This window comes from Nocardioides carbamazepini, from assembly GCF_024614185.1.
GTDB lineage: Bacteria > Actinomycetota > Actinomycetes > Propionibacteriales > Nocardioidaceae > Nocardioides > Nocardioides carbamazepini.
The window spans coordinates 1,036,693-1,056,697 of sequence record NZ_JAHTLF010000016.1 but is presented as its reverse complement, the minus strand read 5'-3'; the positions used below and the strand labels follow the sequence as shown (position 1 = coordinate 1,056,697).

The following is a 20,005-nucleotide window of genomic DNA, read 5'->3' as shown; positions in this document are numbered from 1 at the left end:
TCTAGACGCCCGTGACCCGGATGCCCGAGTGGGTCTTGTACTTCCGGTTGATCGAGATCAGCACGGCCGTGAAGGGCTCGAGGACCCGGGCGAGCCGCAGCTTGCCGCCGTCGATGCCGGGCCGGCCGGTGACGGAGGCGGCGAGGTCGATGGCGACCTGCTTGCCCTCGGCCGAGTCGCCGACCACGATGACGTCCTCGTCGAGGAAGTCGTCCTCGCCCCACAGGGCAGGAGCGGCGACGTTGTGGAAGGCGCCGACCACGGTGGCGTCCGGGGCGATCTCGGCGGCGGACTCGGCGGCGGAGCCCTCGCCGCCGTTGATGACCTGGCCGTGGGCGCCGCGCTTGTCGAAGGCCAGCGGGTTGACGCACGAGATGACGGTCTTGCCCGCCAGGCCGGCCGCCAGGGACGCGACCAGCTCGTCGTGGCCGTCGTAGGGGACGGCGAGGAGGACGACATCGGCCGCGGCGATGGCGTCGGCGTTGGCGGCGCCGCGGGCGGTGCCGGCACCCTCGACCGAGGCGAGGCGCTCGGTCACCTCGGCGGCGACGGCCTCGGCCTTCTCGGCTGCGCGGGAGCCGAGGACGATGTCGTGGCCATGGCGGGCGAAGCGGTAGCCCAGGCCCTTGCCCTGCGGTCCGGTGCCGCCGATGACGGCGACGGTGTAGCGGTGGGGTGAGGTCTCAGAATTCACACCCCACCTCCTATCACGGCGACGCACCGCGCCGGGACGGGTCTCATCCCCGCAGCCACGGGGATTGTGACAGTATTACTGTCACGGTTGTGCGGTCGGCGATGGTTCGCCGACCGCCATCACCATGGCCGGGAGGCCGGAAGGGACTTTCATGAAGCTGTCGATGCCCCTCGTCTACGCGGGCAACCCACGTGCGTCGGCCGACCAGGTCGTCGCCCTGGAGAAGGCCGGACTCGACACGATCTGGGTCGCCGAGCCCTACGGGTTCGACGCCCCCACACTGATGGGGTACCTCGCCGCGAAGACCGAGACCGTCGAGATCGGTGCCGGCATCCTCAACGTGTACTCCCGCACCCCGGGCGCACTGCTGCAGACCGCCGCCGGTCTCGACAACGTCTCCGGTGGACGCGCGGTCCTCGGCCTCGGCGCCTCCGGCCCCCAGGTCATCGAGGGCTTCCACGGCCTCCCCTACGATCGTCCGCTGACCCGCACCCGCGAGGTGATCGAGGTGCTCCGGATGGGTCTGCGCGGCGAGCGGCTCGACTACCAGGGCAAGACCGTCCAGGTGCCCCTCCCCGAGGAGCAGGGGCTGGGGCTCGGCAAGCCGCTCAAGCTGCTCAACCGCCCCGAGCGTGCCGACCTGCCGATCTGGGTCGCGGCGCTGGGCGACAAGAACGTGGCGATGACCGCCGAGGTCGCCGACGGCTGGCTGCCCTTCCTCTACTACCCCGAGAAGGCCCAGGAGGTCTGGGGCGACGCCCTGGCCCGCGGCGCGGCGAAGCGCTCGGCCGACCTCAGGCCGCTCGAGATCTCCGCGGGCGGCATGGCCGCGATCGGCGAGGGCCCCGAGACCAAGGCTCTGCTCGACTTCATGCGCCCCCTCTACGCCCTGTACGTCGGCGGCATGGGCGCACGCGACAAGAACTTCTACAACCAGCTGGCCTGTGAGTACGGCTTCGAGAAGGAGGCCAAGGAGATCCAGGACCTCTACCTCTCCGGCAAGAAGAAGGAGGCCGAGGCGCTGGTCCCGCTCGAGTGGCTCGAGGCCGGCAACCTGGTCGGCCCGGCGTCGTACGTCCAGGAGCGGATCGCCGCCTTCCGCGAGTCCGGCGTGACCAACCTGTCCGTCGCCCCCGCGAGTCCCGACGGTGCTGCCGCCGCCGCGACCATCGCAACCTTGAAGGAGTGGGTGAGCTGATGCCCGAGCGCCCCAGCATCTACGAGACCGAGCACGAGGACTTCCGCCGGACCGTGCGCGCCTTCATGGAGCGTGAGGTCGTCCCCTTCCACGCGCAGTGGGAGAAGGACGGCATCGTCAGCCGCGAGGTGTGGCGCAAGGCCGGTGAGGCGGGCATCCTCAGCTTCGAGGTGCCCGAGGAGTACGGCGGGCTCGGCATCAAGGACTTCCGCTACAACGCGGTCGTCGCCGAGGAGTGCGCCCGCGCCGGCGCGAGCGGTCCCGGCTTCGCCGTCCACACCGACATCATCGTCCCCTACCTGATCTCGATCGCGAACGACGAGCAGAAGGCGCGCTGGCTGCCCGGAACCGTCACCGGCGAGACCATCACCGCCATCGCGATGACCGAGCCCGGCGCCGGCTCCGACCTCCAGGGCATCCGCACCACCGCCGTCGACAAGGGCGATCACTACGTCCTCAACGGCTCGAAGACCTTCATCAGCAACGGCATCCTGTCCGACCTCGTCATCGTCGTCGCGAAGACCAACCCGGAGGCCGGCGCCCACGGCATCAGCCTGCTCGTGGTCGAGGAGGGCATGGCGGGCTTCACCCGCGGTGCCAACCTCGACAAGCTCGGTCTCAAGGCGCAGGACACCGCCGAGCTCAGCTTCGACAACGTGATCGTGCCGAAGGCCAACCTGCTCGGCGAGGAGGGCCAGGGCTTCGTCTACCTGATGCAGAACCTGCCGCAGGAGCGGGTCTCGATCGCCTGCATCGCGATCGCGGCCATCGAGCACGTCCTCGACCTCACCCTCGACTACGTCAAGGGCCGTGAGGCGTTCGGCAAGCCGATCGGCAAGTTCCAGAACACCCGCTTCACGCTCGCCGAGATGGCGACCGAGGCCTACATCGCCCGGGTGTTCGTCAACCACTGCATCGAGCAGCTCAACAAGGGCGAGGTCGACACCGCACTGGCGTCGATGGCGAAGTGGTGGACCACCGAGCTGCAGAAGAAGATCGTCGACCAGGGCGTCCAGATGCACGGCGGCTACGGCTACATGATGGAGTACCCCATCGCGCGGGCCTACGCGGACACCCGCATCCAGACGATCTACGGCGGCACGACCGAGATCCAGAAGGAGATCATCGGGCGGTTCCTCGGCCTCTGACCTCTGCACATCCGTACGACGACCCCGGAATGTCACATTTCGGGGTCGTCGTGTGTCTGGTGGTCGGCGCAGACTTCCGTTGTCGGCAAAGAGTTCCCGCTCCGCGATGAATCAGGGGCGATCTCAGGGTCAGACCCGGAGGAATCCCGATGCCGTCCGTCCCACCCACCGGAGAAGTGTGACCACCATGCACCGTCAGATCGCCGGCACGCTGACCGGCCCCGTCACCAAGTGGATCGTCCTCGTCGCGGTCGTCCTGATCGCCGGCGGTCTCGGCTCGTTCGCCGGGAAGCTGATCGACGTCCAGAACAACGAGACCGAGTCCTGGCTGCCCGAGAGCGCCGAGTCGACCAAGGCGTTCGAGAAGCTCGAGGCCTTCCAGGACCCCTACGACGTCGGCACGACCGTCGTCTACCACCGCGCGTCCGGTCTCACCGGCACCGACCTCGCGGCCATCGAGGACGACGCCGTCGAGATCGCGAGGCTCGACGGCGTCAGCGACGTGGTCACGCCCGAGGGGGCAGGGGCGGCCGGCGTACCGGTCCCGTTCGTCTCCTCGGACGGACAGGTCGCCAAGCTCGAGTTCACGCTCAACTTCGGCGACAAGCTCTGGGAGGAGCTGCCGGACCTCAAGCCCGAGATCGACAAGATCATCGCGATCGACGGCGTCGATTCCTATCTCGCGGGCGCCGGTGGCCAGAGCGCCGACGCCGCGACGATCTTCTCCTCGGGCGACAGCAACCTGCTGCTGATCACGCTGGGCGTCGTCATCCTGATCCTGCTGGTGACCTACCGCAGCCCGGTCCTGTGGCTGCTGCCGATCATCAGCGCGGTCGTCGGGCTCGGTGCGTCGATGGGCCTGCTCTACTTCCTCGCCAAGCACACCGGCCTCACCGTCAACGGACAGACTCAGTTCATCCTCACCGTGCTGGTGATCGGCGCGGGCACCGACTACGCCCTGCTCCTGGTCGCCCGCTACCGCGAGGAGCTGCGCCGCCACGAGGATCGGCACGAGGCGATGGCGTTCGCGCTCCACCGCGCCGCTCCGGCGATCCTGGCCAGCGCGGCGACCGTCGTCGTCGGCCTGCTGTGCCTGATGTTCGCCGACCTCAACTCGACCGCCGGCATGGGCCCGGCCAACGCGGTCGGCGTGGCGGTCACCTTCGTCGTCATGGTCACCCTGCTCCCGGCGCTCCTGGTGATCTGCGGGCGCTGGGTGTTCTGGCCGTTCGTGCCGCACTTCGGCAGCAGTGAGCCGACGGCCTCCGGCCTGTGGGCCCGCGTCGGACGGGGCATCGCCCCGCGGCCGCGGATCGTCTGGGTCGGCACCGCCGCGGCGCTCGCCGTCCTCTGCCTCGGGTTCCTCCGCCTCGACACCGGTGGCATCCCGAGCGATGAGCAGTACACCCAGGACCAGGACTCGGTCACCGGGCAGGCGATCCTCGTCGAGCACGGCCTGGTCGACGCGAGCACGCCGATCCAGGTCGTCGCGAAGTCCGACCAGGCAGACCAGGTGATCACCGCGATGTCTCGTGTCGACGGGATCGCCACGCCGGTCCAGGTCGCCACCATCGACGGCACCGCCCTGATCGTCGCGGACCTCCGCAGCGACCCCTACTCCGACGCCGCCTTCGACGCGGTCCACGACGTCCGGGAGGCGGTCCACGGCGTACCGGGCGCCGATGCCCTGACCACAGGCATGTCGGCCGTCACCGTCGACGTCATGGAGGCGTCGGCCCGGGACAACAAGGTGATCATCCCGATCGTCCTGGGCGCCGTGCTGCTGATCCTGATCGGACTGCTCCGCTCGGTGCTGTCGCCGGTCATCCTGGTCGGCACCGTGATCCTGTCGTTCGGAGCGGCACTCGGCATCTCCGGGCTGGTCTTCGACCTGATCTACGACCGTGGGCACACCGATCCGGGCTTCCCCCTGTTCGCCTTCGTGTTCCTCGTCGCCCTGGGCATCGACTACAACATCTTCTTGATGACCCGGGTCCGGGAGGAGGCCGCGATCCGCGGCACCCGGCCGGGCTCGCTGATCGCGCTGTCCTCGACCGGAGGTGTCATCACCTCGGCCGGGCTGGTGCTGGCGGCGACCTTCGCGATGCTCGGGACGATGCCGATGACGTTCACCCTGCAGCTGGGTACGACGGTCGCGCTGGGCGTCCTGCTCGACACGATGATCGTCCGATCGGTCCTGGTCACCGCCATCAACCTCGATCTGGGCGGCCGGATCTGGTGGCCGAGCAAGCTGGATCGCGGGAGCACCGCGGTCGGCGAGCCGCCGGCAGCGGAGGAGGCGAAGGTCCCCGCCCTCTAGCGACCGATCGACCGCCGCCGGGCTGCGCCGGCGGCGGTCGATCCCGCTCAGAACGAGTTGGGGTCCGCGATCACGGACTCCGGCACGGGGTGCCGGTAGAGCCGCGAGGCGTTCTCCCAGGTGATCTTGCGGATCTGCTCGGCGGGAAGTCCGTGAACCGAGTCGGCGACGACCGCCTGCGTCCGGGGCCACAGCGAGTCGGAGTGCGGGTAGTCCTCCTCCACCATGACGTGGTCGACGCCGATCCGGTCGATGAGGGGGAAGGACGACGGATCCTCGACCGCGCAGAAGTAGAAGTTGCGCTGGAGCACGTCGGCGGGCGTCAGGTCGATACCGTCCCAGGTGCCGTACATCTCGTGGTAGGTCGACATGTGGTCGAGGCGGTCGAGCAGGGCCGGCACCCACCCGATGCCGCCCTCGGACATGCAGATCTTGAGGTCCGGGAAGCGGACAGGGAGACGCGAGTAGAGCCAGTCGACGGTGGCGTGGATCGCGTAGGCGAAGAACAGCACCCCGACCACGTCCGGCGGGGCGTCCGCGGACGTCGAGGGCGAGGTCCCGGACGAGCCGATGTGGAGGTTGACGACCGTCCCCGTCTCCGCGCACGCGCGCATGATCGGGTCCCAGTGCCCGCTGTGCATCGAGGGGAACCCCTGCAGGTGCGGGGCTTCGGAGAACGTGACGGCCTTGAAGCCCCGCTCGGCGTTCTTGTAGATCTCCTGCGCGCCGATCTCCGGGTCGAGCATGAAGGGCAGCTGGCACGGGATCATCCGGTCCGGGTAGGCGCCCGACCAGGCCTCGATGTTCCACTGGTTCCAGGCGCGCACGGCCGCGAGAGCGAGCTCGGGGTCCTTGGTCGTCTGCTGCAGGCGGACGCCGCCGAAGCCGGCGAGGAAGGACGGGAAGCACAGCGACGCGTAGACGCCGGACAGATCCATGTCCTTGATCCGGTGGTCGATGTCCCAGGCGCCCCGCCGCATGTCCGTGAAGCGCGCGGGCTCGAAGCTCCACTCGTCGATCGGCCTGCCCACCACGGCGTTGAAGCCGACATTGGGCAGCTCCTTGCCGTCGTACACCCAGACGTCGGCGCCGTCCTTGTCCACCACCCGGGGAGCCTGCTCGGCGAACTTGGCCGGCATCCGGCCCTCGAAGGTGTCGGGCGGCTCGACCATGTGGTCGTCGACCGAGATCATCGGGAACCGGCGGTCGGCCCTGTCCGGCTCCGGCAGGAAGGTGACCTTGCCCTTCACCGCGTTGGTGAAGCTCGTGTCCTTCGTGAGCTCTTCGATGCTTGCCATGCCTGACCTCTCTGGTTGATCGGTTGGTGCGGGGCGGCGGCCCCGGCTTCAGCCGGCCAGGAACTGGCCGACCAGCTGGTTGAACCTGTCGGGGTCCTCCTGGTGGGCGCGCTGCGCGCAGCCCGCCATCACGTGCAGGTCGCCGTGAGGGACGCGACGGGCACCGTGCAGGATGCTGTCGAGCGGGAAGTCCGCGTTCTCGCGGCCCCACAGGAGCAGCGCGCGCTGGCGGACCCGGCGCGACTGACTCCACAACGGCGGATCGCTCTCGGCCGCCTCGAAGCTGCGGCGCACCGCGCGCAGGCGCGCGATCGCGCCCGGCTGCGCCGCTCGGGCGAGCTCGGTCTCGACCAGCGCGTCGGTGATGGCCCCGGCGTCCGCGAACTGCGTCTCCAGCCACTCCAGCATGGTGATCGCGGTCGGCCGGGCGAGGAAGGCGGCCAGCTTGCGGACGCCCTCGCTGCCGCGGAACCCGTCGTCGCCGACGACGAGCGTGCCTGGCGCGGCCAGGACGAGGCGGTCGACCAGGTCGGGCGCGTCGAGCGCGGCCCGCAGTGCCACCCATCCGCCGAGCGAGTGGCCGAGCACGTCGGCACGATCGACGCCGAGCGAGCGCAGCGTGAGCCGCAGCCGCTGGACCGCGTCCCCGGTGTAGTCGTCGGCGATGGGGAGCTCCGCCGACGCACCGAAGCCGGGCAGGTCCAGCAGGAGCACCCGGCGACCGCGCGCGAACGCCTCGACCTGACCGGCGAACTCGCTGCGCGCATCGGCCCCGGGAGCGAAGCCGTGCAGCAGCACGAGTGCCGGGCCCTCGCCCGCCTCCCATCCCCCGAGGCCGCCGGAGGTGGCGCGGACCTCGGCGAGCGGACCGCTCGCGACCTGGCTCTTCACGTTCCTTCTCCGTCTCCGCGGGACCAGCCCGCACCTCGATGTGGCGACAGACACAACCTAGAGAGCCGCGGCGCCTAGATCAAGATCTTTATGAAGATAATTCGCCCCGCAGGTCCACGGCCCGACGCCGAAGCCGCCGATCCGATCATCATTCCTCGGAAATGCCCGCGGTTCAGCCTTGCCAGAAGCCACCTACCTCATGTAGATCTTCCATAACATTAGACGTCGAGAAGGGGCTAGATGCTTCCCGCACCGCAGATCGCCTTCCCCAGATCCCTGGAGACCACCGCCCCCCGGCAGCGGGACCGGTTCGAGGAGGCGACGCCGTGAGCCCGGCCGGCTCCGGTGGTCCCGGCCGCCCCGGGGGCGTCCGCTTCGCCCGCCTGGCCGAGCAGATCGCCGACGACCTCCGCACCCGGCTCCTCGTCGGCGACCTGTCCGACGCCACCGAGCTCGCGGTCGAGGAGACCCTGCGCCTGCACTACGGCGTCAGCAAGCCCACCTTCCGCGAGGCGGTGCGCGTACTGGAGGCCGAGGGTCTCATCACCGTGCGCCGCGGCGCGATCGGAGGAGCGGTCGTGCACCGGCCCGACGCCGAGCACGTCGCCTACAGCCTCGGCATGGTGCTGTCCGGCCGCCGGGTCGACGTGACCGACGTGGCCGCCGCCATCCGGGCCGTCGAGCCCGCGTGTGCGGAGGCCTGTGCCCTGCGCGAGGACCGCGACCGCGAGGTGGTGCCGGTCCTCCTGCGCCTGCACGAGCGCAGCGTCAAGGTCGTCGACAACCTCGTCGAGGTCACCGCGCTGTCGCGCCTGTTCCACGAGGCGATCGTCGACCTGTGCGGCAACCACTCCCTCTCGGTCCTGGCCGGCGCGCTGGAGTCCCTGTGGAGCTCGCACGAGTCGGCCTGGGCGAGCCGCGACGGAGACACGTCGGCCATCCCCCGGGACCAGCGGATGCACGCGCTCGAGGAGCACCGCGTCCTGATCGACCAGATCGCGGCCGGCGACGCCGCCGCGGCCCGGGCGACGTCGCTGCGCCACCTCGAGGTGTCGCAGAACTACCCGAGCGCCCAGGACGGCGGGGTCCTGGTCTCCCCGGCCTCCGTGCGCTCCCGCTTCATCGCCGCGTCCTCCTGAGCTCGCGCTCAGTCGGCGGGACCGCTCCCCTCGATCGCCGGGTCGCCCCATGCGTGGGGCTCGCGGGAGAAGACCTCCTGCAGCATCGGCAGGAAGGTGCTCAGCGGCAGCGTGTCGTAGTCGGGGTCGAAGGACGGTGCGTCCCAGGCGGCGCAGAAGTGCGCGCAGGTGTCGAAGTACGGCGAGTCACGGTAGCGCTCCCGGCTGTCGGTCGGGATCCCCATCGCCGCGCCGTAGTGGTAGGTCTGGAAGACGCCGTGGTGCTTGACGACCCAGACGGACTCCTCGTCGAGGAACGGCCGCAGGATGGCGGCCGCCACCTCGCTGTGGTTGTCGGGCGACAGGTCGTCCCCGATGTCGTGCAGCAGGGCCGCGACGACCAGGTCGATCCGCGCTCCCTCGCGGTACGCTCGGGTGGCGCTCTGCAGGGAGTGGGTGTAGCGATCGACCCGGTAGCCGTAGGTATGGCCCTGCATCGCCTCGAGCTGCTTCACCAGGTTGGGCACCAGGTTCTCCTTGCGGTGCCGCGCCGCCTCCCGGGCGATCAGCTTGATCTCCTCGGGGGTCGCGTCGTCCATCGTGGTGAAGCTGACCACGTCGATGGTCATGTCGGCTCCTTCGTTCGTCTCTTCGGTGGGTGAGTCGGTCATCCGCGCAGTGCCCGGGGCACCGGCGTCGGTACGGAGGCCAGCAGGTCGCGCGTGTAGGCCTCGGCGGGATCGCGCAGCACCTGTGCCACCGGTCCCTGCTCCACGACACGGCCGCTCCTCATCACGAGGACCTCGTCCGCGATCACCTCCACGAGCGCGAGGTGATGGGTGATGAAGAGCAGGGCCAGCCCGAGCTCGCGCTGCATCGACGCCAGGAGCTCCAGCACTTGGGCCTGGACGGAGACGTCCAGCGCGGCGGTCGGCTCGTCGCAGACCATGAAGTCGGGCTCGACGATCAGCGCCCGCGCGATCGCCACCCGCTGCAGCTGTCCACCCGAGAGCTCGGAGGGGTGCCGGCGACCGAAGCGCGCGGTCAGCCCGACCCGGTCCAGCATCTCGGAGGCGCGACGCGCGCGCTCGTCGGCCGACCCCAGGCCGTGGACGACCAGTGGCTCGGCGACCGAGTCGGCGATGGTCATCCGGGGGTTGAGGCAGCTGTAGGGATCCTGGAACACCATCTGCATGCGCCGCCGCAGCTCGCGCATCCGCGCCGCGGACTGCCGGCGGAGGTCGATCCCGTCGAAGGTGATCGTCCCCCGGTCCGGCTCGATCAGCCGGAGCACCAGGCGGCCGACCGTCGACTTGCCGGCGCCCGACTCGCCGACCACGGCGAGCGAGCGGCCCTTGGTCACGGTGAAGGAGACGCCGTCGACGGCCGGCTGGATGGGTTCCGGGCGTCCGACCAGCCGTCGGCTGCGGGCGAAGGTCTTGCCGAGGTCGCGGACCTCGAGCAGCGTCGTCATCGCGCGATCCCCTCCAGGTGCAGGTCCGTCGCCCGGTGGCACCGGACGTCTCGTCCGGCGCCGACCACCGACAGGCCCGGATGGCCCACGGCGCAGGCGACCGGCTGCGCATGCGCGCACCGCGGCGCGAAGCGGCACTCCGCTCCGTGCGACCCGGCGGGCGGGATGGTGCCCTGGATCGACCGCAGTGGCTCGCCGCTTCCCAGGACGGGGATGGAGCCCAGCAGTCCCTCGGTGTAGGGATGACGCGGGACGAGGAAGAGCTCCTCGATCGCGCCGTGCTCGACGACCTCGCCGGCGTACATCACGGCGACGCGGTCCGCGACCTCCGCCACGACGCCGAGGTCGTGGCTGATGAACAGCACAGCGAGCTCGGTCTGCTGCTGGATGTCGCGCAGCAGCTCCAGGACCCGGGCCTGCACGGTGACGTCGAGGGCGGTCGTGGGCTCGTCCGCGATCAGCAGGGAGGGGCTGCCGCACAGCGCCGCGGCGATGGCCAGCCGCTGCGCCATGCCGCCGCTGAACTGGTGCGGGTAGTCCCGGCTGCGTCGCTCCGGATCGGGGATCCCCACGGCGTCGAGCATCTCGACCGCCTTCCGCCAGGCGTCCCGGCGGCCCATGCCGAGGTGCACCCGGGCCACCTCGGCCACCTGCTCGCCGGCGGTGTACGCCGGGTTGAGGCTGCGCATGGGGTTCTGGAAGATCATCGCGACCTCACGGCCCCGCAGGCGCCGGAGCTCGCGCTCGGGCAGGCCGACGAGCTCGCGTCCCCGGAACCGGATCGAGCCTGCGGCGATCCGGCCGCCCTTGCGCCCGACGAGTCCCAGGACGGCCGTCGCGGACACGGTCTTCCCCGAGCCCGACTCGCCCACCAGGGCGAGGGTCTCACCACGGTCGAGGGTGAAGCTGACATCCTCGACCACCCGCGTCCAGGCTCTCCCGGTGCGGTACTCCACGGTCAGGCCCTCCACCTCGAGCAGCGGCGGAGCGGGCTGGGTCGCATCACTCATCGACGGCCTTCCTTCCGGTCGCGGCGAGCGACCTGCGGATCCCCTCACCCAGCAGGGTGAAGGACAAGACGACGGTGAAGATGAGGAGCCCCGGCAGCCAGACCAGGTTGGGCGCCAGCGTCATCGTCTGGGCCGCCGTGCTCAGCATCGACCCCCAGCTCGCCGTGGGCGCCTCGACGCCCAGCCCCAGGAAGCTCAGGCTGGCCTCGGCACTGACCGCGACGCCGAGCGCGACCGAGACCTGGACCAGGATCGCCGGGACCACGTTGGGCAGCACGTGCCGCAGGACGACCCGGGCCGGTGCGCAGCCGATGGCGATCGACGACTCGATATAGGTCTCCCCCATGACCTCGTGGGTCGCCGCACGGGTGACCCGGAAGAACTGCGGAGCGAAGATCAGCCCCACTGCGGTCATCGCCTTGGTCAGCCCCGGCCCCAGGACCGCGACGATGGTGAGCGCGAGGATCAGCCCGGGGATGCTCATCAGGCCGTCGAACACGCGCGACAGCGCGGCATCGAGGAAGCCGCGGCGGAACCCGGCCAGCAGGCCCGCGGGGACGCCGATCAGCACACTCACCCCCACCGCCACCAGGGCGGCCTGGAGGGTGACCCGCGAGCCGTAGACGAGCCGGCTGAACACGTCCCTGCCGTAGTCGTCGGTGCCGAACCAATGCTCGCCCGACCAGGGCTGGAAGCGCTGCATCAGCTGCTGGGCGTCAGGATCGTGCGTCGCGAGGAGCGGTGCCAGCACCGCACCCAGGACGATCAGGATCAGATAGAGGAGGGCGAAGGTCGCCAGCGGCTCCCGGCGGGCGACCGCGGACGCCCGCCCCAGCCTCCCGGAGCGCGGCCGCGACGGCGCTGACGTCTGGCTCATGTGCGGACCTTGGGGTTGAAGTAGCCGTAGGAGATGTCGACCAGGAGGTTGATGACCAGGACGATCAGCGTGGTGAACGCGACCAGCCCCAGCAGCACCGGGATGTCGCGGTTGAGCACACTGGTCACGGCGAGCCGGCCGATGCCCGGGAGGTCGAAGACGCTCTCGATCGCCACGGTCCCGCCGAGCACCTGGGCGAAGCGGTAGGCGAAGACGGTGGTGACCGGGACGGCGGCGTTCTTCGCGGCATGCTTGCCGAGCACCCGGGGCCGGGTCAGGCCGCGCGCCTCGGCGTTGGTGATGTAGTCCTGCCGCAGCACCGTGACCATCGCCTGGCGGAACTGCAGGGCGACCTCGGCCATCGGCAGCAGTGACAGGGCCGCCGCCGGCAGGATCAGGTGGGACAGCCACGGCCACAGGCCCGCCGAGAGCGGCTGGTAGCCGATGGCGGGCAGCCACCGCGCCTGCACCGAGAACAGCATGACCAGGACCAGGGCCACCCAGAACGGCGGGAGCGCGATGGCCGCCGACGCCATCGCCGTGATCGCCCGGTCCGCCGCCCGGCCGTGCTGGAGAGCGGCGACCAGGCCGGCCGCCAGCCCGACGACCAGGGTGATGAGCATGGCGACCACGACGAGGGAGAGCGTCGCCGGCAGGCGGTCACCGATGGCATCGGTGACCGCCTGCCCGTTGGCCAGGGACGAGCCCAGGTTGGCCTGGAGCGCGTCGAGCAGCCATGAGCCGTACCGCTGGAGCAGGGGCTCGTCGAGGCCGAGGCTCGCCCGGATCTCGGCGATCCGCTCCGCCGTGGGGTGCTCGCCGGCGATCGCCGCAGCGGGGTCGCCGGGCGCGAGGTCGACGAGCACGAACACGCAGAAGGTCACCGCCACCAGGATCGGCAGCGCGACAGCGAGCCGGCGCAGGGCATAACGGGTCATCGGCGACTCAACTCCTCGACGCGAGCCCGATCACTTGACCATCGCGATGTCGCGGTAGCTCGGGAAGCCGCTGCGCACCCACGGCAGGTTCGGGACGTTGGCGATCTTGTCCGAGCGGACCCAGACCTGCTCGCTGCGCACGATCGGCGTCCACATGTCGTTGTCCGCCATCACCTTCCAGATCTCCTGGTACTTCGCCGCCCGTTCGTCGAGGGACTTCGTCGGGTCGGCGGCCTCGGCCGGCAGCGTGCCGAGGACGTCGCCGAAGCCACGCGCCGCGGCGAAGCCGTCGGTCACGTAGTAGGTGAGGGTCGAGGCGGGGTCGGGGGCCGGGGAGGCGTTGACGACCTGGGCGTCGAGCTCGCCGCGCCGGTACATCTCGTCGATCTGCGCGAACGGGATGGACTGCAGGTCGACCTCGATCCCGACCGCCCCGAGCTGGGTCTGCAGCGCCTGGGCCACGGGCTCGGCCGTGCTTCCGGTGGCCGCGGCGATGGTGATCTCGGCGCCACCGGCCTGCTCCACGAGCGCCTTGGCGGCATCGATGTCGAGCTCCGGGGCGGCAAGGTCGGGATCGGCCGCCCAGTAGTCCTCCGGGTAGAACTGGGTCGCGGGGCTCGCGTTGCCGGAGAACAGGCCCTCGACGATCTCGGTGCGGTTGACCGCGAGGCCGATCGCCTCGCGCACCTCGGGCTTGGCCAGGTCACCGCGCTCGGCGTTGACCATCAGGACCACCGGAGTGATCTGGGCGATCTTGTCGCCCTGCACGGCTCCCCGCTCCACCAGGGCGAGCGCCTCCTGGACGGGCGCGGACCCGGAGATCTGGGCCACGTCGAGGGCGCCGGTCTGCACGCCGTTGAGGCGGGCGGCCTGGTCGGCCACCGTGCGGACGACCAGCGTGGCGGCGTACGCCGTGTCCTCGTTCCAGTAGTCGTCGCTGCGCTCGAAGGTCACCTGCTCGCCGGTCTTGACCTCCACCGGGACATAGGGGCCGGACCCGGCGGTGCCGGGGTCGAGGGCGAGCTCGTCGGCCCGCTCGGCGAGCGCCTTGGGGCTGACCATCATCCCGGCGTTGAGAGCGAAGGTGGCCGGCAGGTCGGCGCCGAGACCGGGCACCAGGTCGAGACGGACGGTGTGCGGATCTTCGACCACGACCTGGTCGATCGGCGCCAGCGCCGCGACGAGGCTGCTGCCCTCCATCGTCTTGCCGCGCTCGATGTTCGTCTTCACGACCTCGGCGTCGAACGGCGCGCCGTCGTTGAAGGTGACGTCGTCGCGGAGCTTCAGGGTCAGGCTGGACCCGTCCGCGGCGAACTCCCACGACGTGGCGAGCATCGGCTGCACCTGGTAGCTCGCGTCCATCTGGGTCAAGCTGTCGTAGATCAGGAAGGTGTAGGTGTTCTCGCCGATGTTGGCCTGCTTGGCCGGGTCGAGGGCCGAGAACGGGGAGGGCGTGCCGACCCTGATGGTGGCCTCCCGGTCGTACGTCGACGGATCCGCGGTCGGGCCGCCGCCGTCGGCGTCCTTCGTCGCGCCCGAGCCGCACGCTGCCAGCGGCATCAGGAGTCCGACGGTGGCGACCGCCAGCGCCGCCCGCCTCGCCCGCCTCGTCACCCGGCTCACTCCAAGTCTGCGCGTCACGTGTCCACCCTTCTGTGTGTCCTGCGCCGCGGCGCAGTGGTCGTCGATGACCGCCCCGGAATGGTCGCGGGCCCGGCCGGCGCCTCGTCACGCTGTGACGGGCGCCACGTCCCGAGAGTAGGACTTTTCGAATCGCGAAAGCAACAGATCCAGTGGATCTTTTAAAGGTTTTTTCGCCTTGTACCGGTCACTCTGGTCTACATTGCCCGAAAATTTCTATCTAAAGTTCCAAAAGAAAAATCATTCAGGCAAGCCGGTCGAGCACGGCCGCCACCTCGTCGACCGCCGCCGTCAGGTCGGCCGCGGCCACCGCCTCCGCGAGGTCGGCCGCCCCGGCATAGCGCAGCATCGCCGGGAGATGCGCGCGCAGCCGCGCCAGGGTCCACGCCTGCGGGTCGCCCTCGGCGAACTGGTCGAACCGGACCACCTGGTTGGCCTGCTCCCGATGGCGCACGTAGTGGTAGTGGGGCTCGTTGTCGAAGCAGTCGAAGCGCAGCCACTCCAACCCGTCCGCCGTGCCGACGACGTGGACGCAGGCACCTCCGTCGTCGATGCCGGTCTCCACCGTCTGGTCCGGACGACCGCGGACGAGGGCGTTCGCGTTGATCGCCTCGTCGGACAGGTTGCGGGACTCCACGATGAAGGTGAGCACGCCCGCGGGCACCTCGACGCAGCGATCGGGCACCATCGGGATCGGCATCACCTCATAGGTCCGGCCGAGCCGGTAGGCCTCCACACCGCTGGGGGACGTCGTCATGAGAGCTCCTCGACTGCGCCGACAGGACCGGCGACCTGGTTGATGAGAGGCACGCCGTCGAGAAGACGGCGCAGGTTCGCGGCGAAGAGGTCGCCGGCCCGGGCGAGCGCGCGCCCCGGGACGCTGGCGCAGTGTGCCGAGATCGCGATGCCCGGCGTACCCCACAGCGGACTCGACCGCGGCAGCGGCTCGACGGCGACGACGTCCAGCGCCGCCCGGATCCGGCCGGACGCGCAGGCCGCCGCCAACGCGGTCTCGTCGAGGACGCTGCCGCGCCCGACATTGACCAGCAGCGCCCCGTCGGCGAGCGCGTCGATCGCCGACGCGTCGAGCAGCTGCGCGGTGTCCGGTACGCCGGGCAGCGCGCAGACGACGTAGCGGGCGCCGGCCAGCAGGTCGGCGAGGGCGTCGAGCCCGCGCTGCTCGACCACGCCGGGCGGCAGGAGCCCGGCCGGCGTCCGGCGGGCCACGCGGACGGTCATGCCGAAGGCGCCTGCCAGGTCGGCGACCGCGCGGTTGATCGCGCCGAACCCGACCAGCAGCAGCTCGGCACCGCGCAGGCCCTCGCCGTAGACGGGCCGCCACGTCCGCTCGGCCTGCGCGCCTCGCGCCTGCGCCAGCCGCTTGGCGTCCGCCAGGATCCGGGCCAGCACGAACTCGGCGATCTCGCCGGCCGCGGTGCCCGCGGCATTGCACACCCGGACGCCCGCCGCCGCCAGCTCCGCGACCGGCAGGTGCTCGACGCCCGTGCTGACGGCCTGCACGTACCTCAGGCCGGTCAGCCGCCCTGGTTCGACCGCCGGAAGGGTCAGGCAGCTCAGCGCGCGGACGTCCGCCCAGGGGTAGGCGGCGCTGCGGCCGACCGCCTCCGCGTCGTCGACCTGCCAGCCCGGGAGCTCCCGGGCCAGGCGGTCGAGCTGGGCCGCCCGGATCCCCGGCTCGAGCAGCCCGGGATCCTCGGCCACCACGACGCGCGGACGCGCGACGCTCACCGATCCAGCCTCAAGCCAGCACGTCGGGCTCGGCGCGCAACAGGCTGCGCACGGCACCGCCCCAGTAGACCTCCGCGGCTCGCTCGAGGAGCGAGGCCTTCATGCCGATCATCGCCGACCGCGGCAGCTCCAGCGGCGGGGCCCCGGTGACCAGGACGTCGTACGCCAGCCGGCAGGCGCGCTCGAACGAGGCGGCGCGGTAGGTCGCCTCCACCGGGTCGGCGCCGGTGACGATCACGCCGTGGCTGGCGAGCACCGCGACCTTGGCGTCACCGATCTGCTCGGCGAGCTCCTGGGCGCGCAGCGGGGTGTCGATCTCGCCGCCGTACTCCTCCACGAGGACCATGTCGTCGAGGTACATCGAGCCGGTCTGGTGGACCAGCTCGGGCAGGCGGCCGAGCGCGGCCAGCACGCAGACGTGGTAGGGGTGGTTGTGGACCACGACCCGGGCGTCCTGGCGCGCGCGGTGGAGCTCGGTGTGGATGTGGATGGCCGGCGTGACGTCCCACCGGCCCCGCACCACGCGGGCCTCCTCGTCGACGGCGCAGATGTCGGAGGCGCTCACCTCCTCCCACCACAGGCCCCACGGGTTGACCAGCATCTCGGTCTCTCCCGGGCGCTGCCAGGTGATGTGCCCCGCCATGTTCTCCGAGAACCCCTCACGGGCCAGCACCCGGAAGGCGGCCGCGAGGGTCTGCTCGTCGGTGAGCGGACCGCGACTGACGGGTGGCAGCACCGACGGGGCCCACACGTCGAGGCCGCCCTGGCGGGGCGCTTGCGGGTCGTCATGGCTCTCGACGACGACAGCGGACATCGTTGTTCCTCCTGTTTCGGGCATGGACGGAAAACTCATCGGGGGGCGGGCTCGCGCTCGCGGATCTGCACGATGCGGCGGCGCAGCTCGCCCTTGGCGACCTTCGCGCCGCTGGAGCGCGGCAGCTCCGGCACGACCTCGAGGCGCTCCGGGAAGAGCTCCCTCGACACGCCCTGACGTGCGAGGTGGTCGACGAGGTCATCGAGCCGGAGCTCGTGGCCGGGGTGCAGCTCGGCGAAGAGGCACACCCGCTCCCCCAGGACCGGGTCGGGCATCGGCACCGCCGCGGCATGGCGGATCGCAGGATGGCCGAGCGCATCGTTCTCGACGACCGCCAGCGGGATGTTCTTGCCTCCGCGGACGACGAACTCGGAGATCCGGCCGACCACACTGAGGTAGCCGTCCTCGTCGACCTCGCAGATGTCGCCCATGAGCATCCAGCCGTCGGGCGTGAACAGCGAGGCGTTCGCCTCCTCGTCGCCGAGGTAGCCCAGCGAGAGGGCCGGACCACGGCAGGCCGGCTGCCCGCGCCCCGAGGACGTCACCTCCGTCGGCCCGTCGTAGAGCCGCACGTTCATCTCCGGGACGATCCGGCCCGCCGTCCGCAGCCGCTTCCGCAACGGGTCCGCGGTCGTCGTACCGCTCAGCAGACCGGTCTCGTTGGAGCCGTAGAACTGCAGGATCCGAGCGCCGGTCCGCTCCTCGAACTCGCGCGCCTTGGCCTCCGGCACCGCCTCGCCGCCGGTGAAGACCACCCGCAGGGAGCTGAGGTCGAACTCGTCGAGGGCCGTCTCGGCGAGCATCATGATGAACTGGGTGCTCACGCAGCACAGCACGGTGACCCGGTGCTCCTGGATCGCCCGGGCGGCGGCGAGCGCGCTGAACCGGGGCATCACCACCGTGTGCGCACCGAGCTTGGCCGGCGTGACGTGGGACGTCCACAGCCCGAACCCGAAGGGCGCGGGGACGATCGACAGCATCACCTCGCCCTCCCGGAGCTCGCCGTTGGCGACCGCCCGCGTGTGGAAGTAGTGCCAGCGGTTCTGGGTGTGCAGCACCGCCTTCGGCAGTCCGGTGGTGCCCGAGGTCGAGTTGATCAGGTAGAGCGCGTCGGGGTCCGGGACGATGTCGGGCAGCCGCTCGGCCGGCGCCGCCGGCCCGGCGGCACGGATCGCGGTCCGCCCGTCCTGCACCTCGACCACGAGGTGCTGCGGCGCGATCCCCCGGGCCGCGAGGTCGGCGACGAGCTCGGCAGCGGGCCGGGCGTCGTACCTGGGCAACGTGAGGAGCACCCGGCAGTCGCTGCGACCCAACAGGTGGGCGATCTCGCGCACCCCGGCCTTGCCGCCGAGGCCGACGATGGTGGCGCCGAGCCGCTCGATCGCGACGAAGGCGACGTGGATCTCGATCCCGTCCGGCATGCAGACCGCCACCCGATCGCCGGTGCCGACCCCAGCACCGGCGAGGACCCGCGCGAGCGCGGTCGCCTCGGCGTCGAAGCGCGCCCAGGACAGTGATGCGCCCTCGCTCGTCCAGGCGGGTCGCTCCGGCCACCGGACGGCGTTGCGGGCGACGGCCGCACTGACCGTGTCATCGCTCCACCAGCCCTGGCGGCGGTACTCCGCGGCGAGCTGCGGATCGATCAGACTCATGCGAATATTCTAGATCTTCTAGTGACCTCGGTCAATCGTGATTCGACCATGGATCCAGGAACGGCGCCTCAAACCGCGGTTTCAGGCGGACAGCGGCCGGCAATCTCCCTTCCTTCGGCACTTGGCTCCCCCAGAATCATCCACATGATTCTGTCGTCGGCGGAGCCGTCGCCCCGATCCGCCACCGGCCCTTCTGGGCCGCCGTGGCCGACTTCGGGCACGATGACCCCGACAATCCATGCGGAGTACCGCGCGTCGTCGTACCGTCAGCCGGTACGACGCTCGGGTCGACCACGGTGCCGACCCCTAGAGAGGAAGCCATGACCCCTCAAGGCAATCCGGCACCCGCCGGGGGCGTCCGCTTCGCGCGCCTTGCCGAGCAGATCGCGGACGACCTGCGGACCCGGCTCCTCGTGGGCGACCTGGCAGAGGCCACGGAGCTCGCCGTGGAGGAGTCGCTGCGCGGTCACTACTCGGTGAGCAAGCCGACCTTCCGAGAGGCGATGCGCGTGCTCGAGGCGGAGGGGCTGATCACCGTCCGGCGCGGCGCCATCGGCGGGGCCGTCGTCCATCGCCCCGACGCAGAGCACGTCGCCTACAGCCTCGGCATGGCACTCGCCGGCAAGGGCGTCAGCATCGCCGACGTCGCCCAGGCGCTACGCGAGGTCGAGCCCGCTTGTGCCGCGGCATGCGCCGGCCGCGCGGACCGGATGCAGGAGATCGTCCCCATCCTGACCCGGCTCCACGAGCGCGCGATCAAGGTCGTCGACAACCTCGTCGAGGTGACCGCGCTCTCCCGGATGTTCCACGAGACCCTCGTCGACCTGTGCGGCAACCAGTCACTCGTGATGCTGGCCGGGGCCTTGGAGTCACTGTGGAGCTCGCACGAGGCGGCCTGGGCACACCGCGCCGCCGATACCGTGGACATCCCTCGCGCCGAGCGCCTCAAGGCGCTCGACGAGCACCGTGAGCTGATCGACGCCATCGCGGACGGGGACTCGGAGGCGGCTCGCAAGATCGCGCTGCGGCACCTGCTCGTCGCCCAGATCTATCCCAGCGACCAGATCGACGTCCTGATCTCGCCGACCTCGGTGAGGAAGCGCTTCACCGACTCCTCCGGTTGAGCCACGGTGGCCGCGTCGCGTACGACGGACGGGCGTCCGTCTGATCCCTGGGTGGGACA

General features: G+C 70.8%; 18 protein-coding genes. 5 read left to right on the top strand and 13 right to left on the bottom strand.

Translation table 11 applies throughout. The features are described from left to right. Nucleotide 1 precedes the first annotated feature (1 nt). Nucleotides 2-694 (bottom strand): NADPH-dependent F420 reductase, encoded by a 693-nt coding sequence (gene npdG / locus KVF89_RS17585; protein WP_257427383.1) that lies wholly within the window; start codon nucleotides 692-694, stop codon nucleotides 2-4. A gap of 151 nt (nucleotides 695-845) precedes the next feature. On the opposite strand from npdG, the gene KVF89_RS17580 reads away from it, so the two are divergent. The 3 genes from KVF89_RS17580 to KVF89_RS17570 all read left to right on the top strand — a co-directional run bounded on the left by KVF89_RS17580 (nucleotide 846) and on the right by KVF89_RS17570 (nucleotide 5,360). Then, nucleotides 846-1,892, top strand: a complete 1,047-nt coding sequence (locus KVF89_RS17580) for an LLM class F420-dependent oxidoreductase (RefSeq protein ID WP_257427382.1) — start codon at nucleotides 846-848, stop codon at nucleotides 1,890-1,892. Continuing rightward, nucleotides 1,892-3,040, top strand: coding sequence for an acyl-CoA dehydrogenase family protein (locus tag KVF89_RS17575; protein ID WP_257427381.1), 1,149 nt, complete (start codon nucleotides 1,892-1,894; stop codon nucleotides 3,038-3,040). Before KVF89_RS17580 ends, KVF89_RS17575 begins: the two co-directional genes overlap by 1 nt. A 187-nt stretch (nucleotides 3,041-3,227) precedes the next feature. Beyond that, a complete protein-coding gene (locus KVF89_RS17570; RefSeq protein ID WP_257427380.1) occupies nucleotides 3,228-5,360 on the top strand; it encodes an MMPL family transporter in 2,133 nt (710 codons plus the stop codon). Nucleotides 5,361-5,407: 47 nt separating this feature from the next. Here KVF89_RS17570 and KVF89_RS17565 read toward each other — a convergent pair whose 3' ends face one another. Both KVF89_RS17565 and KVF89_RS17560 read right to left on the bottom strand, forming a co-directional pair. After that, complete coding sequence (locus KVF89_RS17565) at nucleotides 5,408-6,658, bottom strand: amidohydrolase family protein (RefSeq protein ID WP_257427379.1); 1,251 nt, start codon at nucleotides 6,656-6,658, stop codon at nucleotides 5,408-5,410. Nucleotides 6,659-6,706: 48 nt separating this feature from the next. Continuing rightward, the gene (locus KVF89_RS17560; protein ID WP_257427378.1) at nucleotides 6,707-7,549 is read right to left on the bottom strand and encodes an alpha/beta fold hydrolase; all 843 of its coding nucleotides are present in this window, start codon (nucleotides 7,547-7,549) and stop codon (nucleotides 6,707-6,709) included. A 326-nt stretch (nucleotides 7,550-7,875) separates the two neighbouring features. Here KVF89_RS17560 and KVF89_RS17555 point away from each other — a divergent pair, with 326 nt between their 5' ends. Then, a complete protein-coding gene (locus KVF89_RS17555) occupies nucleotides 7,876-8,688 on the top strand; it encodes a FadR/GntR family transcriptional regulator (protein WP_257427377.1) in 813 nt (270 codons plus the stop codon). A gap of 8 nt (nucleotides 8,689-8,696) precedes the next feature. On the opposite strand, the gene KVF89_RS17550 is transcribed toward KVF89_RS17555, so the two are convergent. The 10 genes from KVF89_RS17550 to KVF89_RS17505 all read right to left on the bottom strand — a co-directional run bounded on the left by KVF89_RS17550 (nucleotide 8,697) and on the right by KVF89_RS17505 (nucleotide 18,822). Next, nucleotides 8,697-9,296 (bottom strand): HD domain-containing protein, encoded by a 600-nt coding sequence (locus tag KVF89_RS17550; RefSeq protein WP_257427376.1) that lies wholly within the window; start codon nucleotides 9,294-9,296, stop codon nucleotides 8,697-8,699. 38 nt (nucleotides 9,297-9,334) lie between these two features. Next, nucleotides 9,335-10,141, bottom strand: coding sequence for an ATP-binding cassette domain-containing protein (locus tag KVF89_RS17545; protein WP_257427375.1), 807 nt, complete (start codon nucleotides 10,139-10,141; stop codon nucleotides 9,335-9,337). Continuing rightward, on the bottom strand, nucleotides 10,138-11,151 hold the full coding sequence (locus KVF89_RS17540; RefSeq protein ID WP_257427374.1) for an ABC transporter ATP-binding protein: 1,014 nt from the start codon (nucleotides 11,149-11,151) through the stop codon (nucleotides 10,138-10,140). The genes KVF89_RS17545 and KVF89_RS17540 overlap by 4 nt, the downstream gene beginning before the upstream one ends. Beyond that, nucleotides 11,144-12,028: an ABC transporter permease gene (locus tag KVF89_RS17535; protein WP_257427373.1), complete on the bottom strand. Its 885-nt coding sequence runs from the start codon at nucleotides 12,026-12,028 to the stop codon at nucleotides 11,144-11,146. The genes KVF89_RS17540 and KVF89_RS17535 overlap by 8 nt, the downstream gene beginning before the upstream one ends. Continuing rightward, nucleotides 12,025-12,966, bottom strand: a complete 942-nt coding sequence (locus KVF89_RS17530) for an ABC transporter permease (protein ID WP_257427372.1) — start codon at nucleotides 12,964-12,966, stop codon at nucleotides 12,025-12,027. The genes KVF89_RS17535 and KVF89_RS17530 overlap by 4 nt, the downstream gene beginning before the upstream one ends. 30 nt (nucleotides 12,967-12,996) lie before the next feature. After that, the gene (locus KVF89_RS17525) at nucleotides 12,997-14,607 is read right to left on the bottom strand and encodes an ABC transporter substrate-binding protein (RefSeq protein ID WP_257427371.1); all 1,611 of its coding nucleotides are present in this window, start codon (nucleotides 14,605-14,607) and stop codon (nucleotides 12,997-12,999) included. Between the two features lie 244 nt (nucleotides 14,608-14,851). Then, nucleotides 14,852-15,364 (bottom strand): DUF7700 domain-containing protein, encoded by a 513-nt coding sequence (locus KVF89_RS17520; protein ID WP_257427370.1) that lies wholly within the window; start codon nucleotides 15,362-15,364, stop codon nucleotides 14,852-14,854. Next, nucleotides 15,361-16,356: an NAD(P)-dependent oxidoreductase gene (locus tag KVF89_RS17515; RefSeq protein WP_257427369.1), complete on the bottom strand. Its 996-nt coding sequence runs from the start codon at nucleotides 16,354-16,356 to the stop codon at nucleotides 15,361-15,363. Before KVF89_RS17515 ends, KVF89_RS17520 begins: the two co-directional genes overlap by 4 nt. A 10-nt stretch (nucleotides 16,357-16,366) precedes the next feature. Further along, nucleotides 16,367-17,170 carry a class II aldolase/adducin family protein gene (locus KVF89_RS17510; protein ID WP_257427368.1) on the bottom strand — a complete coding sequence of 268 codons (804 nt, stop codon included), beginning with the start codon at nucleotides 17,168-17,170 and terminating at the stop codon, nucleotides 16,367-16,369. A gap of 35 nt (nucleotides 17,171-17,205) precedes the next feature. Then, nucleotides 17,206-18,822: a class I adenylate-forming enzyme family protein gene (locus tag KVF89_RS17505; protein WP_257427367.1), complete on the bottom strand. Its 1,617-nt coding sequence runs from the start codon at nucleotides 18,820-18,822 to the stop codon at nucleotides 17,206-17,208. Nucleotides 18,823-19,142: 320 nt separating this feature from the next. Between KVF89_RS17505 and KVF89_RS17500 the strand changes: the two genes are divergently transcribed. After that, on the top strand, nucleotides 19,143-19,946 hold the full coding sequence (locus tag KVF89_RS17500; protein ID WP_257427366.1) for a FadR/GntR family transcriptional regulator: 804 nt from the start codon (nucleotides 19,143-19,145) through the stop codon (nucleotides 19,944-19,946). Nucleotides 19,947-20,005: the final 59 nt, after the last annotated feature.

Excerpts from the sequence above, each read along its gene's own strand:
- KVF89_RS17530 (WP_257427372.1), bottom strand. The coding sequence starts at position 12,966 with ATGACCCGTTATGCCCTGCGCCGGCTCGCTGTCGCGCTGCCGATCCTG.
- KVF89_RS17540 (WP_257427374.1), bottom strand. The coding sequence starts at position 11,151 with ATGAGTGATGCGACCCAGCCCGCTCCGCCGCTGCTCGAGGTGGAGGGC.
- KVF89_RS17575 (WP_257427381.1), top strand. The coding sequence starts at position 1,892 with ATGCCCGAGCGCCCCAGCATCTACGAGACCGAGCACGAGGACTTCCGC.
- KVF89_RS17500 (WP_257427366.1), top strand. The coding sequence starts at position 19,143 with ATGACCCCTCAAGGCAATCCGGCACCCGCCGGGGGCGTCCGCTTCGCG.
- KVF89_RS17520 (WP_257427370.1), bottom strand. The coding sequence starts at position 15,364 with ATGACGACGTCCCCCAGCGGTGTGGAGGCCTACCGGCTCGGCCGGACC.
- KVF89_RS17550 (WP_257427376.1), bottom strand. The coding sequence starts at position 9,296 with ATGACCATCGACGTGGTCAGCTTCACCACGATGGACGACGCGACCCCC.
- KVF89_RS17565 (WP_257427379.1), bottom strand. The coding sequence starts at position 6,658 with ATGGCAAGCATCGAAGAGCTCACGAAGGACACGAGCTTCACCAACGCG.
- KVF89_RS17580 (WP_257427382.1), top strand. The coding sequence starts at position 846 with ATGAAGCTGTCGATGCCCCTCGTCTACGCGGGCAACCCACGTGCGTCG.
- KVF89_RS17545 (WP_257427375.1), bottom strand. The coding sequence starts at position 10,141 with ATGACGACGCTGCTCGAGGTCCGCGACCTCGGCAAGACCTTCGCCCGC.
- KVF89_RS17570 (WP_257427380.1), top strand. The coding sequence starts at position 3,228 with ATGCACCGTCAGATCGCCGGCACGCTGACCGGCCCCGTCACCAAGTGG.
- KVF89_RS17510 (WP_257427368.1), bottom strand. The coding sequence starts at position 17,170 with ATGTCCGCTGTCGTCGTCGAGAGCCATGACGACCCGCAAGCGCCCCGC.
- KVF89_RS17535 (WP_257427373.1), bottom strand. The coding sequence starts at position 12,028 with ATGAGCCAGACGTCAGCGCCGTCGCGGCCGCGCTCCGGGAGGCTGGGG.
- KVF89_RS17505 (WP_257427367.1), bottom strand. The coding sequence starts at position 18,822 with ATGAGTCTGATCGATCCGCAGCTCGCCGCGGAGTACCGCCGCCAGGGC.